Origin of the sequence: Fictibacillus nanhaiensis, assembly GCF_023715445.1 — a bacterium.
GTDB lineage: Bacteria > Bacillota > Bacilli > Bacillales > Fictibacillaceae > Fictibacillus > Fictibacillus nanhaiensis_D.
This window is the reverse complement of sequence record NZ_JAMBOD010000005.1, coordinates 52,560-66,772: the sequence shown is the minus strand read 5'-3', so window position 1 is coordinate 66,772 and position 14,213 is coordinate 52,560. Positions and strand designations below refer to the sequence as shown.

Below are 14,213 nucleotides of genomic sequence, written 5' to 3'. Positions count from 1 at the left end.
ACCTTGTTTTAAATACGTAAGTACATTAAAGGAGAAAATGATATGTTGCAAAGCACTTTTAAAGAAAAGATTCTTTCTGTTTTAGAAGATAAAATACAATTGATAAAAAAAGACGAAGGTGCCATTTATTTAGTTGGACCGATTCGCCTGCCTGTAAATCTATATGGTGAGACAGTCGTTTTTAAATGGTACTGCTGGCTGGAAGGCTGTGAGCAAACCGATAATTTTGAAGAAGTGATCGATAAATTGTCTTCATCCAATCTGGCAGAATACCAGCAATCAAGCGTGCTCGTATATGGTGACTTTGAGTTTAATGAAGACGCTCTAATTCGCATGCACTCTATTTGCCATACAGGAGATATTTTTGGCAGCAAGCGCTGTGATTGCGGCTACCAGCTAAAACAATCGATGAAAATGATCGTGGAACACGGAACGGGCGCCTTATTCTATTTAGCAAATCATGAAGGACGCGGAATCGGATTGTTCAGTAAAGCGATGGCTTATGTCCTCCAAGAAAATGGACAAGATACTGTAGAAGCAAATGAAAGCTTAGGGTTTGTAGATGACTCAAGAAATTACGAAGATGCGATTGAAGTATTAAAAGTATTACGCTCAAAACCTGTAACACTTATAACAAATAATCCAAAAAAACTTGAGGCATTAACAAATGCAGGGTTACACGTTTCTGGCCGAACACCGATCTGGGGTGATATCTCTGAATTCAATGAGAAATACCTGCAGACAAAGATTAACCGATCCGGTCATTTAGAAGATGAAGGGACATTTACCGATGAGCAATCATGAATTCTATATGCAGCTGGCTTTGGACAATGCGAAGGCTATGAAAGGACAAACAGACCCTAACCCTTTAGTAGGTTCTGTAATTGTTAATGAAAACCGAATCGCAGGGGTCGGAGCACATCTTAAGGCTGGTGAGCCGCATGCAGAAATTCATGCGATACGCATGGCTGGAGAGAAAGCTCGCGGCGGTACGATATATGTTACACTGGAACCCTGCTCCCATCATGGAAGAACAGGTCCATGTGCACTAGCGATTGTAGAAGCCGGAATTAAGAAGGTTGTCATTGCCACACTTGACCCTAACCCGCTCGTTTCGGGCCGTGGTGTAAAAATCCTGGAAGATGCGGGCATTGAGGTTGAAATAGGAGTACTGGAAAAAGAGTCGCGTCAAATGAATGAAGTGTTTAATAAGTTCATCGTACAAAAACTTCCCTTCGTTACATTAAAATCAGGAATAACACTCGATGGCAAAATCGCGAGCCATACGAATAACAGCAAGTGGATTACATCAGCTGAATCAAGACTGGATGTTCATAAGCTCCGAAATGAAAATCAAGCGATTCTCGTGGGTGTAAATACAGTTATCCATGATGATCCTGAACTGACAACGAGAATACCAAACGGCAGAAATCCGATCCGTGTAATTATGGATTCTACACTAAAAATACCTCTAGAATCCAAAGTACTTAACGATAAACAAGCTGAAACATGGGTGTTTACAACAGAGAGCTGTGATACAGGAAAAATGAAACAGGTAGAAGAGCTCGGGGCAAAAGTATTTATGGCAGGAACGTCTCAGGTGGATCCCAGCATCGTTCTGAAAGTTTTAGGTGAACACCTTGTCTCTTCCCTTCTGATTGAGGGTGGAGGAACGATAAACGCTGCTTTTCTTGAGAACAAGTTGGTCGACAAAGCCATATTTTATGTAGCACCAAAGTTAATTGGAGGAAAGGATTCACCTTCTTTTTTTGGAGGTACTGGAATGGCAAAAATGGCCGACGCAATTGAGCTAAATGGGCTAACTGTCACACAAATCGGTCCAGACTTTAAATTTACTGGTTATCCAAAATACAAATAAGAGGTTTTGCTAATGAGATTTGGTTTTGATATAGACGATACTTTAATAAATTTACGAGAGCATGCTTTTCATATATACAATAAAAAGCTAAAGAAAAACGTTCCTATTGATATTTTTCATACGATTAAAACGTTAGAGATTCATGAACCTTTTGGTCTTTCAACAAAGGAAGGAAACCAGTTATGGCTGGATTCTATGGAAGAAATCTATTTCACAGATTGTCCTCCCTATCCGGAGGCTGTAGAAGTTTTACAAGAGCTTCACGACCAAGGACATGAAATCTACTATATAACAGCCAGACCTGCTAAACATTGTAAACAAACAAAAAAATGGGTAGAAGAAGCAGGCTTTCCCGTTCAAGAAGGCAGATTTTTCTGCGGTATGAAAGATGAAGAAAAGATTCATACCATAAAGGATTTGAACCTGGACTACTATTTTGACGATAAACCGAACGTATTAAATACCCTTACTGATCAATCTGTTCAGCTTTATGTGAGAGATCAATCTTATAATCAGCATATGGATATTCCAAGACTGACAAATTGGTCTGAACTAAAAGAAATCATAAAAAAACATACGAATAAAAATTAGTGCGCTCTTAGCGCTCTATTTTTTTGCCTGAAAATTTATAGTCTGTAGGCTCATACACTATCTCTATACCACTCTTTTTCATACCTTATCATGACATGACTTTTTCTGATGAGAAGAATGGTGGTGACTAAGGTTTGATTGAAATCAAAAAATCTCGTTACGGCAGAGGCATATTTGCTACACGCACTATTCAAAAGGGAGTATTGATTCATGAAGCACCTGTAATCGTATGTCCAAATGATGAATATAGGAAACTGCAAAAAACAGTTTTAAGAAATTACTATTTTAACTGGGGTGAAAATTACGATCACGTTGCAATCGCCCTTGGCTATGGTTCTTTATTTAACCATTCCTACACCCCTAATGCTGTATTCGAAAATAACTTAAAAAAAGAAACAGTAGATTTCTTTGCCCTAAAAAAAATTAAAGCAGGTGAAGAAATCCTTGTAAATTATAATGGTGACCCAAATGACAAAGAAGCATTATGGTTCGATGTCTGGTAGAAAAAGAAACAGCACGCTTAATCCGCGTGCTGTTTTTCATTATGAGTAAGGGCTATTGACAGGAAACTGAAAGGAAAAAATGGTCCCTTTTTTAATTTCACTTGTAATCTGTACTGTTCCATTCATCGCTCTAACTACGCTAAAGGCTACCATCATGCCAAGCCCCGTTCCTTTGGCACCTTTCGTTGAGTAATAAGGCTCGCCTAAACGATTAATCTGCTCTTTTGTCATACCTACCCCTGTATCTTTAATCTCTATTGTTACTTTGTTATTATCCTTGTTTACTATAATTGATAATTTTCCTCCATGAGACATAGACTCTATCCCGTTTTTCATCACGTTTAACATACATTGCCGGAACTTTTGCCGGTCTCCTAAAACAAATGTAGAAGGTGAAAATTGAGCTGTTATAAGAACCGAATGCTGATTGGCTGTCGGCACCAAGATCGTAATGATTTGACTAAGTTCATGCTGTACGTTTAATTCTTCCAAAGAATCAATCGTCGGTTTAGAGAATGTTAAGTAGTCTTGGATTACTTGTTCGGCTGAATCGAGACCTTCGCGTATCAATTCAAGGTATTCCTTTTGTTTATCAGGTGTGATTGTTTCCTTTTCCAGCAGCTGTACAAATCCTTTTGAAACAGTCAGCGGATTTCTTATCTCGTGTGAAATGGCAGCCCCCATTTGTTCAACCGCTGCTAATTTTTCAGATTTAAAGATTTGCTGCCTCATCTGAAGATCGGATCTCACAAACTCAATCGTGCTCGTGGTGATTAACATTCCGAGCGCCGGAATAACCAGAAACGCAAAATAGGCATCAACACGGTCCAGATCCATCTTCCCAATTTCCATCGTTGCAATCGTTGCTATACTTGTTAATACCGTTACACTAACTGATATAATGATCCTCTGTTTGGAACTCTTTCTCCAAAACAACGGATATACTCTCCATAACAGCAAAGCGAGCGATCCATAAATTAAAAGATTTAAAAAGAATCCGGTATCTATACCAAACAATCCTCTTATCAGTATAATAGCTAAAGAAAGGGTCGGTCCTATTCCCATATATAGACCACCTATAATGACAGGCACCTCTCTTAAATCAAAACGTGTGGTGTCCGTTAATTCATAGGCAAACGCAATACATGTCCATATCGCTGCAATACCGCATACAAGGGCTGCTCGTTTAGAAATTAACGCTGGTTCTTTTCTTTTTAAAGACCAAAAGATACAAGTGAAAATAAAAATAAGCAATAGAGACAAGTTATATAATAAATGCTGGGTAATCTCCAATCCGTTCACCATCCATTAGAACTATTAAAGAAAATATTACATTTAGTTCCAAGTAATGACAATACAATTTCATTCATACTTTTAATTTCAAAAAATGATTGATCCACTATTAATAGTGGTTTCTAGGATTGAGGGTGCATATAATGATGCTTTTCTTATTGCTATGTTTAATAACAGCAGGATTGGTAATAGAAGTGATACAAAAAAGAGTGCTGAAAATAAAAGATCCTGATATTCATGAGCTATGGACAGAACTCGAAAAGGAAGAATGGTACATAGTACTTATAAATGATACTCAGTTAAAAGAATGGATCACACTTGAAAAACAAAGCGGATTATTAAAGGATCCCTATTATGTCCGTAAAATAATGGATAGCGAAGGACACCGAGAAGGTTTTATCAACTATATAAAAAATAAAACGAAGTAAAACAAAAAGCACGCTTAATCTGCGTGCTTTTTTCTAAACAACTGTTTAATTAAGCATAAGATCTTATGCTTTCAATCGCCTGTTTCACGTTAGCAAATGTTTTTATGGAAGTAAAATCTATTCCCTCTGAAACAGCACTTATCGCCAGTTCCGGACGAAGACCTGTAACTAGTACATCAATTCCTAATAATCCAAGCACTCTGTATACATTAAAAATATGGGATGCCACTTCAGTATCAATGGCTACGATTCCCGAAAAATCTATGATAAGACACTCAATATTCATTTCAGGAATTTTTGGCAGTACACCATTCATTAGATGCTCTGTTCTGTCAGCATCAATTGACCCGATTAATGGTAGAACAGCAAGTCCATCCTGAACGGGTACGATAGGTGTAGATAATTCCCTAAGCTCTGTTTTTGCTTTTAAAAGCAACTCCTCAGAACGTTTCTCAAATGCAAGAACCGTCTCATTTAGGCTGATATCAAGCATGTGATGGACACGTTTTAAGATTAACACTACGTCTTTGGTATCCAGTCCATGCTCCAAACTAATATTCATTATGAAATCTGCAAATACCATCCGTGTGTCAGGATAACGAATCAGAATATCCGAGATTCTATTATGTTTCGCTGCTGCTTTCTCACCGTTTTCTCTGCTCCAGACAACTAGTTTTTCTGGGACAGATCCTTCATTACAGTCAATAGATTCACTTAAGAATTCTAGAAATTCAACATACACCTTTTTTGCTTGAGTTATATCTTCAGAGCTGACTTGAAAACCAAACTGTTCAATAATATCATCAACGATTTTATTAGCTAGAAGCTCTGAATTTTCTTTTAGATAATTAACAACCGTTAATGTCGCTTTCACAGCTTTCACACTCCGTATCTATTAGTTTTATTATGATAGTTTCTTTCCATTGTACCATTAAAAACCATAAACTGACTAAACTGTGAAAAAAATTAAGTATTTAAGTGTTTTTTTAAGAATCCCTACTCTCAAGAAAGATTTATTAAACTTTTGTAAATCATAACCCTGGACGGTTGAACTTCTTTTTATCCCGTGTTAATTTATTATCGAAAGCCGATATTGATTTTCGAAATCATTCAACATACTGGTGGTGAAGCAATGGAAGAGAAAGTTTTGCGAAAACTATTCCTCGGGTTTATTCAAATACACATCTTGCACCATGCCAAAGAACACCCCATATACGGTGTATGGATGGTACAAGAACTTAAAGAACATGGATATAACATCAGCTCAGGCACTCTCTATCCTATACTTCACAACATGGAGTCAGATGGTCTCTTATCAAAAGAAGAAAAAAATGTAGAAGGAAAAATAAGAAAGTATTACACCGCTACAGAAAAAGGAAATCATGTGCTAATCGAGGCAAGAAAAAAAGCATATGAACTTTTCAAAGAAATTAAAGATTAAATGAGGTGAAATCTGTGAACCTTGAAAGGAATCGTTTAAAAACTCTATTAGAAATACTACTAATCTCTACCAGACTTGGCTTAACATCTTTTGGCGGGCCAATTGCACATTTGGGATACTTTCACGAAGAATACGTAAGAAAAAGAAAGTGGATGGATGAAAAAAGCTATGCGGATCTTGTAGCATTGTGCCAGTTTTTACCCGGGCCAGCGAGCAGCCAGGTTGGCATTGGAATCGGCGTAATGCGCGGCGGCGTCTTAGGAGGCATTATCTCATTTATAGGGTTTACACTACCTTCAGTTATCGCACTAATACTATTTGCACTTATTTTAGACGGACTTGATATTGGTGACGTTAGTTGGATTCATGGGCTAAAAATTGTTGCTGTTGCTGTTGTTGCTCATGCCATTCTAGGCATGGCAGAGAAATTAACTCCCGATTTAAAGCGAAAGTCCATCGCATTGTTTGCTTTAGTGGTTACCCTGCTCTGGCAAACGGCTTTTTCACAAGTAGGAGTTATTATTATTGCTGGAATTATTGGTTTTCTCATATACCGGCAGCATACAGAAAATGAAGATACAGAATTTGAATTTCCTGTCTCTCGTACATTTGCAATGATTTGTTTAACATTATTCTTTGGTTTACTTGTGATTTTGCCTATCGTAAGGGAAGCAACGTCAATCGGCTGGATTGCACTCTTTGACAGCTTTTACCGCTCAGGTTCATTAGTGTTTGGTGGCGGTCATGTTGTCCTGCCTTTATTGGAGCGTGAATTTGTTCCGACAAACTGGATCAGTGAAGAAGCATTTTTAGCTGGATATGGTGCTGCCCAAGCTGTACCAGGACCATTATTCACATTTGCCGCATATATCGGAGCAGTTATGAACGGATGGCAAGGAGGATTACTAGCAACGTTTGCAATCTTTCTTCCAGCGTTTCTCTTGATCTTAGGTACACTTCCCTTTTGGAATATGCTCCGCCGAAACCCAAAAATCAAAGGCGCATTAATGGGTGTAAATGCGGCTGTTGTTGGGATATTGATCTCCGCATTTTATAAACCAATCTGGACGAGTACGATCATCAGACCACTGGACTTTGCTTTTGCTGCAGTGCTGTTTAGCATGCTAGTCTATTGGAAGCTTCCGCCATGGATCATTGTTGTAACAGGTGCAATCGGCGGAGTGTTATTGACATTTATTTAAACAAATGTTTAAAAAAGCTGCCGGGAATGGCAGCTTTTTTGTTTTCGTTTATCATTATCATGCACAGCAATTTTTGTTTTCTTTATCATTATCACAACAAGAAACTTCAATACTCTCAACTTCTTTAATTTCTATGCTGCAGCATTCATTTTGCTTTTTCTCTCCAATAAGTATCTTAATAAAGCTCATTTTTTTCACCTCCTTTCATGTATTTTTATTAAACGAAATAAAAGATGAAACCTGATACCGTAGACATTGTTACGACAGAAAGTACAAACGTAATCACTAATTCTTTCTTAAATATAGATTTTAAGAGCACAACCTCAGGGAGACTAGCCCCAGCAGAGGAAATCATAAGCGCCATTACAGGACCTAACGCCATACCTTTAGCAATTAAGACTTGAGAAATTGGTAGCATACTTGAAAGCCGTATATATAGGGGTATACCTACAATTGCAGCGATTGGAACGATCCACCAGTTATCACTACCAAATGTGCCGGCAATCCAGTTCGTTGGAACCAACCCATGGATTATGGCTCCTATTGCAGCCCCTATTATAAGATAAGGATAAACGCTCTTCATCAACCCAAGTGTCTCCTGAAGAGCAGCCGTTACGTCAAACTTTTTTGATTCTTTTTTATAGCCCGTCATCACGACGTTTTTCACTGATTTCTCAAATCCAAAAGCTTCTAACGCGAAACCTATTACCACAGAGAAAACGGCTGTAATTATGGTGTAGATAATAGTAACTTTCCAGCCAAGGATAACCCCCATTATGGTAATGATTGTTAGATCTAGTACGGGAGATGAGAACAAGAAAATCATTACAATAGAGAAAGGCAGCTTCTTTTTGAGCATGTTCACGACAACTGGGATGGTGGAACAAGAACAAAACGGTGTAATAAAGGCAAAGATTAGAGCAAATACAGCGGCTAAACCTTTGTTCTTACCGCTCAGATACTTCTCTACTTTTTCATATGGAATATAAGACTGAAGCAGGTTGATAACAAATGAGATAACCACGAATAATACGGTAAGTTCTAAAGCAATGCTCAAAAAACTTTTAATGGTTTCCAACCACATGATTTTTTTCTCCTTTTCGATCAAGCACAACAAACTTGGTTATTTTGAATCACTGTCTTTCTTGTAAATAAATTTCTAAAAGATACTTTTTTCTTTTCACCTGATTGGAGTTTCCAATTCTCCCTAGTTACTTGTTCTAAATCTTTACGCTGTTTTCGAATCATGTTTTCCAGATAATAAAGATTCATTAAAGCAGCCTCCCTTATATTAAAAAAATTTGAATATATACATCAAAAAAATTTGATGTTTTGTTTAAAAAAATACTACAGATTGTAGTACGTCATTTAACAACAAGATGGAAGGAACACACAACACAATTGATCAGATAGAAGACCTTTAAGTTCCTTAACATTCAAAGAATAATAGTTCCAGGTCCCTCTCTTTTCTTTTTGAATCAAGTCAGCTTCTAATAGAATCTTGAGGTGATAAGACAATTTAGATTGCGGCATATCGATGATCGGTGTTAAATCACAAACACATACACTTTCTTTAAGCGCTAAGATATTAATGATTTGTAGCCTCTGCTGATCGGCTAGAGCTTTAAATTTTTGTTCATACTTTTCAAAGTCAGTGTTTGCAGCTGGATTCATATTATTTAGTAAAGGTATTTCTTTCTTCATTTTTACCACTCCTAACATCAAAATTATTTGATGTAATTTCATTATATCCTTATTTTTCTAAATTGCAACTAATAAATCAAAAAAAATTGATGAGTCGCTTATATTTTTCTAAAACATAAACTATTACGGGAGGTGATCCTTATAAATTACTTTAGACAACAGCCATATGATCAACCATATTCCACTATTCAAATTGCCCAGCTGAATTTTTTAAAGCATGCAGCACTCGAACAACATTTTGAGCGGCTAAAAACTGCAAATGCAAACAATCACAACTTGTATTATCAGTATGCTGAACTGCAATACTATCATAAATCAAGGGCAACCCATTATAAGGGGCAATTCTCAGCAACTACCTTCTTGTAGATTCAAAAATTTATTCAAAAAGTACTCTCTATGGAGTGCTTTTTTTAATTAAACTGTATCATCCTTATAAATAATTCCATGCTCTACATATACTTTTAAAAGTGTCAGTGCTTCTCCCCAGCCTGCAGCACATCCGATACATGCATTTAAATCCTTCTCAGAATTTAAATATCCTGTTTCTTTCAGACTGACTAAAGTTCCATCTTTATACGACTCGAGTTGGAAACTGACTGTTGTTTTGCTTTCACCTGGAGACCATTGAAAAATAAATGTCCTGTTAGGTATAGATTCTAGTATCTTCCCACCGTCTTCAATATTCGTCTTATCTATACCATAATCGATCCATCTTAGTTTAATGTCGCCTGTTCCATCTGGATATATTTTTAAAAAGGTATCATCAGTAAACCAAGCATTCCAACCTTCTGAAGTAGTAAGTATTTTATAAATAAGCTCTTTTTCCGCTTTAATATACGTTCTATGCTTAATATATGGCATATTTCCATCCTCCTGTTCTTTACTCACTTCATGAAAAACATTTGATTTCCTTCTCCTTCTATCAAAAAGTTTTTTCTTTTTTTCATTTCCTTCACAACTTCTTCATAACTTCCTTTTACAATGAATTAAAACTAGAGCCTTGTGACTCTTGTTTAACATCTAGCTCGCTAATTTCTACAAACGGTATATTTAATGGGTAATCTTTTATTAGAAGGAGGATGTAAAATGAACATAAAGAAAAACTTATTCGCCACTTTACTGCTTGCTCTATCCCTTACTCTCGCTGGCTGTGGTAATGATGAAAAAGAAAATCAGAAAGAGAAAGAAGAAACACATGAAGGAATGGATCATTCAGGGTCTGGTAAAGTTCCAAAAGATTTAAAAGAAGCCACGAATCCAACATTTGAAGTAGGCAGTCAGGCAATCATTAATGCTGATCATATGAAAGGGATGAATGGAGCTGAAGCAACGATTGTTGGCGCTTATGATACTACTGTTTATACCGTATCTTATACTCCTACAACTGGTGGAAAAAAAGTAACTGATCATAAATGGGTTATACACGAGGAGATTAAAGATGCTGGAGATCAGGCATTAAAGCCTGGAACAAAAGTTATTCTTAATGCAGATCATATGAAAGGCATGAAAGGTGCAAAGGGTACCATTGATTCTGCTGAACGAACGACTGTCTATATGGTTGATTACATCCCTACAACAGGCGGTGAAAAAGTTGCCAATCATAAGTGGGTAACAGAAAGTGAATTATCCGCTGAATAATTAAAATAAGTCTCCGACATGGAGACTTTTTTATTTAGAAAAACGAATATGGACTTCCGTACCTTTTCCAAGTTCACTTTCAATCCAGATTTGACCGCCATGAGCTTCTACAATTCTTTTAACGATCGTCAAACCAATTCCACTGCCGCCAAACTCTCTATTCCTTGACTTTTCGCTTCTGTAAAACCGTTCAAACACTTGTTCAACTTCTTCTTTTGGAATTCCTTTTCCTGTATCCTTCACCGTTATATGAACGTGGTCGTTAACTTGCTTTGCTGAAACAGTTACTTTGCCATCGGCAGGGGTATATTTTAATCCATTGGTTAGGAGGTTAATAAAAACTTGAGTAATACGTTTTGCGTCCAGATTTAATTCAATGGGAACCTTAGAATTGCTTTCAAGTTTGACACCTTTTTGCACATAAGATCCTGATACTGCATTGATACTTCTGCTTATCACTTTACTTAAATCTTCTTGTTTAAGTTTAAGCACCGATTGTGGTGATTCCATTGCAGTAAGATGTTCCAGATCTTGTACCAAAAGTATAAGCCGTTCTATTTCTTCTTTAAGCGATTGAATTCTTTCCGGCGTTGGATGGAACACACCATCTTCAAAGGCTTCTAGGTGGCTTTTAATGGTTGCTAAAGGTGTACGTAATTCATGTGCAATGTCAGAAGTCATATTCTTTCGGGCTGATTCTTGCAGTTGAAGCTGAGAAGCTAATTGATTAAGTGATAAACCGAGTTCATTCAATTCATCGTTGCCTAATGTCTTAATTCTTGCATTAAGTTCTCCCTTAGCCATTTTTTCTGCTGCTTTCCTCATTTGGATAAGCGGAGTTGAAAGGTTTTTGGCAACAAAATAACTAATAATACAAACCAGGACGATTGCGCCTATTGATGTCCAAAGTATAGAACTTAACAACGCCCTTTCAAAGTGATGCGTTAATGGACTTATACTATTGAAGTCTGGTACATCTTCTTTAAACATGCTCAAATGATAATGTACTTCTAGCATGATAATAATGCTCGCAATGATAAGAATAGAGGAAGCAGCAAACACAAAACTAATCGTTAATCTAGCATGCAGGCCTCTAAACATGAGAACTCCCTCCTGTAAACTTATACCCCATCGCAAAAACGGTAACGATATATTCGGGTGCCTTTGGATTGCTTTCAATTTTTTGACGCAGGTTCTTCACGTGCTGGTCGATGGTTCTTGTACCACCTTCATAATCAAAGCCTAATATCTTCTCGATCAATTCATCTCTAGAGAATATACGGTTAGGATGTCTTGCAAAAGTAATCAGCAATTTATATTCATTTGGGGTGAGGTTAACAAGCTTTTCATTTACATACACCTCTTGTTTGTTAGCCGTTATTTTAAGTTCACCATCGTTATATGTAATCTGTTCAGCTAGTAATTCTCCATCTCCTGAACGGCGTAAGATCGTTTTTACTCTCAAAACAAGCTCGCGAGGGCTAAACGGTTTTACCATATAATCATCAGCACCGAGTGATAATCCTTTAATCCGATCTTCCTCTTTTACTTTTGCAGTAAGCATAAGTATCGGAACGCTTACTTTTCTCCTTATCGTTTGGCAGATTTCCTCTCCGCTTATATCAGGCAGCATTAAATCCAGTACAACAAGATCCACAGCTTTAGTAGAAATATAGTGAAGAGCATCCTTTCCATTTGACGCTTCCAGAGTTAAAAATCCATCTTTTCTCAAATAGGAAGAGACCACTTCCAGTAATTTTGGTTCATCATCAACAATTAAAATGGTTTTCATTCAACGTCTCCTCAAGGTTTATTTATCTGTATTATAACTGAGCATAGCGAAAAGCACGCCATTAGCGTGCTTCTCAGATGCAGATTTAAACACTTGTTTAAGTTAAGGGGTATATAAAAAAGATAGTCTAAAAGACAACAGACCGTCGCTGTTCCATTACAATCATCTTTGCTTAATTATTTTTTTCTGTTTCCATAATAATAAACCACAACTGGAACCAGCATTAAGGACAATATTCCTCCAGCAAATGATAATACCGTATAACTGGAATAAGCTACAATCATTCCAGACATAGCTCCTCCAGAAGCCCCTGCCAAGGCTATTAATACATCAATCGTGCCTTGAGTTTTAGCGCGGGTTGATGATTCTGTTGAATCTACTAATATAGTGGTACCACTGATTAATCCAAAATTCCAGCCTATTCCAAGTAAAGAAAGAGCAATAACAAGAAGTAACATAGAATCACTAGGCGCAATCGCTGCTATTACACCTGCAAGAAGCAATGTGATCCCTGAAGCAATAATCATTACAGTCCGGCCAATCTTATCAACAAGGACACCAGTAATGAGTGAAGGCAGATACATCGAGCCTATATGAACACCAATGACTAGACCTATTTCGCTAAGTCCGTGTCCATGATGTTTCATATGAACAGGGGTCATCGTCATAATTGCAATCATCACCAGCTGTGTAAGGATCATGACAGCAGCACCGATTGCAATGCCCCTTTTATCATTGGACTGATTACGATTAGTTATAGATAGTTTATTGATTTGCTTATTTTTACTAGATTCTAACATTTTTACGATTAAGAAAGGATCTGGACGAAGCATAAGAAAAATAATAAGACCAGCTATTATAAATGCCGTTCCCGATAAGATGAAAGGTCCTGCAAGGGCTGGAACACCAATAGATGAAGCAAAATCCCCCATCACATCGACTAAGTTTGGACCTACAAAAGCACCAACAGTTGTTGAAACTAAAATAAAACTAATCGCTGTCGCACGCTGATTCTGACTTGCCAAATCTGTACCTGCATAACGAGCTTGCAAATTCGTAGCAGTACCCGCACCGTATATAAAAAGAGAAACAAATAATAGCAAAATGCTGTTTGTTATAGCAGAAATAACAACACCTAACGCTCCCAGTCCCCCCGACATAAATCCGATCGTTAACCCTGTTCTGCGTCCATACCGTTGAGAAAGACGTCCTACTATAAATGCAGCCGCTGCTGAGCCGATCGTAAAAAGTGCAGCAGGCAATCCAGAAAATGCATCTGTACCTATCATTTGCTGTGCAAGAAGTGCACCCACTGTGATACCTGCAGCGAGTCCAGCCCCTCCAAAGATCTGCGAAATACTTACAACGAACAACGTTCTCTTATATATCTGTTTTAGTCTTTCAGATGAAATGCTGTTGCTCTGATCTAATGCTTCTATTTTGTCATTTAGCATACTCATTATCCCCTTTTAATGCCAGCAATCTTAACAACGTCTTTTGCAAGCTCGATATCCTCTTCCTTTACTTTTAGAAGGATGCAAGATGACGACATTTCAAGTTTAAAGGGAATTCCCCATGTACTTAATAATTGTTGTACCTTAAATGACTCACCAGTACTTATCGTTAAATGGACTAAATATATTGGGTTTCTTTTAAACCAAAACATAAGATCCTCTCCCGAATAAGTTACCTTTCTTCCATTCTATTCTTCATTGAAATATAATAAAAATGCATATTTGTAA

19 protein-coding genes are annotated in these 14,213 nt (G+C 37.2%); 8 read left to right on the top strand and 11 right to left on the bottom strand.

The window, feature by feature from the left end; translation table 11 throughout:
- The first annotated feature begins 42 nt into the window (after positions 1–42).
- The 4 genes from M3196_RS14215 (at position 43) to M3196_RS14200 (ending at position 2,973) form a co-directional block, all read left to right on the top strand.
- A complete protein-coding gene (locus M3196_RS14215; RefSeq protein WP_251322978.1) occupies positions 43–804 on the top strand; it encodes a GTP cyclohydrolase II in 762 nt (253 codons plus the stop codon).
- A complete protein-coding gene (ribD, locus tag M3196_RS14210; RefSeq protein ID WP_251322977.1) occupies positions 791–1,879 on the top strand; it encodes a bifunctional diaminohydroxyphosphoribosylaminopyrimidine deaminase/5-amino-6-(5-phosphoribosylamino)uracil reductase RibD in 1,089 nt (362 codons plus the stop codon). Before M3196_RS14215 ends, ribD begins: the two co-directional genes overlap by 14 nt.
- 12 nt (positions 1,880–1,891) lie before the next feature.
- The gene (locus M3196_RS14205; protein ID WP_251322976.1) at positions 1,892–2,470 is read left to right on the top strand and encodes a 5' nucleotidase, NT5C type; all 579 of its coding nucleotides are present in this window, start codon (positions 1,892–1,894) and stop codon (positions 2,468–2,470) included.
- A gap of 134 nt (positions 2,471–2,604) precedes the next feature.
- Positions 2,605–2,973, top strand: coding sequence for an SET domain-containing protein (locus tag M3196_RS14200; RefSeq protein WP_251322975.1), 369 nt, complete (start codon positions 2,605–2,607; stop codon positions 2,971–2,973).
- Between the two features lie 39 nt (positions 2,974–3,012).
- Here M3196_RS14200 and M3196_RS14195 read toward each other — a convergent pair whose 3' ends face one another.
- The gene (locus tag M3196_RS14195) at positions 3,013–4,266 is read right to left on the bottom strand and encodes a sensor histidine kinase (RefSeq protein WP_251322974.1); all 1,254 of its coding nucleotides are present in this window, start codon (positions 4,264–4,266) and stop codon (positions 3,013–3,015) included.
- Between the two features lie 143 nt (positions 4,267–4,409).
- Here M3196_RS14195 and M3196_RS14190 point away from each other — a divergent pair, with 143 nt between their 5' ends.
- On the top strand, positions 4,410–4,694 hold the full coding sequence (locus M3196_RS14190) for a hypothetical protein (protein WP_251322973.1): 285 nt from the start codon (positions 4,410–4,412) through the stop codon (positions 4,692–4,694).
- Positions 4,695–4,743: 49 nt separating this feature from the next.
- Here M3196_RS14190 and M3196_RS22115 read toward each other — a convergent pair whose 3' ends face one another.
- Complete coding sequence (locus M3196_RS22115) at positions 4,744–5,568, bottom strand: STAS domain-containing protein (RefSeq protein ID WP_251322972.1); 825 nt, start codon at positions 5,566–5,568, stop codon at positions 4,744–4,746.
- Positions 5,569–5,826: 258 nt separating this feature from the next.
- On the opposite strand from M3196_RS22115, the gene M3196_RS14180 reads away from it, so the two are divergent.
- The gene (locus tag M3196_RS14180; protein WP_251322971.1) at positions 5,827–6,135 is read left to right on the top strand and encodes a PadR family transcriptional regulator; all 309 of its coding nucleotides are present in this window, start codon (positions 5,827–5,829) and stop codon (positions 6,133–6,135) included.
- 14 nt (positions 6,136–6,149) lie between these two features.
- On the top strand, positions 6,150–7,337 hold the full coding sequence (locus tag M3196_RS14175; RefSeq protein ID WP_251322970.1) for a chromate transporter: 1,188 nt from the start codon (positions 6,150–6,152) through the stop codon (positions 7,335–7,337).
- Positions 7,338–7,394: 57 nt separating this feature from the next.
- Here M3196_RS14175 and M3196_RS21990 read toward each other — a convergent pair whose 3' ends face one another.
- The 5 genes from M3196_RS21990 to M3196_RS14155 all read right to left on the bottom strand — a co-directional run bounded on the left by M3196_RS21990 (position 7,395) and on the right by M3196_RS14155 (position 9,902).
- Positions 7,395–7,526 (bottom strand): hypothetical protein, encoded by a 132-nt coding sequence (locus M3196_RS21990; RefSeq protein ID WP_276531381.1) that lies wholly within the window; start codon positions 7,524–7,526, stop codon positions 7,395–7,397.
- 28 nt (positions 7,527–7,554) lie between these two features.
- On the bottom strand, positions 7,555–8,421 hold the full coding sequence (locus M3196_RS14170) for a permease (RefSeq protein WP_251322969.1): 867 nt from the start codon (positions 8,419–8,421) through the stop codon (positions 7,555–7,557).
- A 20-nt stretch (positions 8,422–8,441) separates the two neighbouring features.
- On the bottom strand, positions 8,442–8,609 hold the full coding sequence (locus tag M3196_RS14165) for a hypothetical protein (protein WP_251322968.1): 168 nt from the start codon (positions 8,607–8,609) through the stop codon (positions 8,442–8,444).
- Between the two features lie 96 nt (positions 8,610–8,705).
- Entirely contained in the window at positions 8,706–9,041 is a 336-nt protein-coding gene (locus M3196_RS14160; RefSeq protein WP_276531380.1) for an ArsR/SmtB family transcription factor, read from the bottom strand.
- A gap of 414 nt (positions 9,042–9,455) precedes the next feature.
- On the bottom strand, positions 9,456–9,902 hold the full coding sequence (locus M3196_RS14155; RefSeq protein WP_251322967.1) for an SRPBCC family protein: 447 nt from the start codon (positions 9,900–9,902) through the stop codon (positions 9,456–9,458).
- 225 nt (positions 9,903–10,127) lie between these two features.
- Here M3196_RS14155 and M3196_RS14150 point away from each other — a divergent pair, with 225 nt between their 5' ends.
- Positions 10,128–10,679, top strand: coding sequence for a YdhK family protein (locus M3196_RS14150; RefSeq protein WP_251322966.1), 552 nt, complete (start codon positions 10,128–10,130; stop codon positions 10,677–10,679).
- A 30-nt stretch (positions 10,680–10,709) separates the two neighbouring features.
- On the opposite strand, the gene M3196_RS14145 is transcribed toward M3196_RS14150, so the two are convergent.
- The 4 genes from M3196_RS14145 to M3196_RS14130 all read right to left on the bottom strand — a co-directional run bounded on the left by M3196_RS14145 (position 10,710) and on the right by M3196_RS14130 (position 14,137).
- Positions 10,710–11,780 carry a HAMP domain-containing sensor histidine kinase gene (locus M3196_RS14145; protein ID WP_251322965.1) on the bottom strand — a complete coding sequence of 357 codons (1,071 nt, stop codon included), beginning with the start codon at positions 11,778–11,780 and terminating at the stop codon, positions 10,710–10,712.
- Complete coding sequence (locus M3196_RS14140) at positions 11,773–12,471, bottom strand: response regulator transcription factor (protein ID WP_251322964.1); 699 nt, start codon at positions 12,469–12,471, stop codon at positions 11,773–11,775. The genes M3196_RS14145 and M3196_RS14140 overlap by 8 nt, the downstream gene beginning before the upstream one ends.
- A gap of 176 nt (positions 12,472–12,647) precedes the next feature.
- A complete protein-coding gene (locus M3196_RS14135) occupies positions 12,648–13,931 on the bottom strand; it encodes an MFS transporter (RefSeq protein ID WP_425311006.1) in 1,284 nt (427 codons plus the stop codon).
- Entirely contained in the window at positions 13,931–14,137 is a 207-nt protein-coding gene (locus M3196_RS14130) for a hypothetical protein (protein WP_251322962.1), read from the bottom strand. Before M3196_RS14130 ends, M3196_RS14135 begins: the two co-directional genes overlap by 1 nt.
- Between the last annotated feature and the right edge of the window lie 76 nt (positions 14,138–14,213).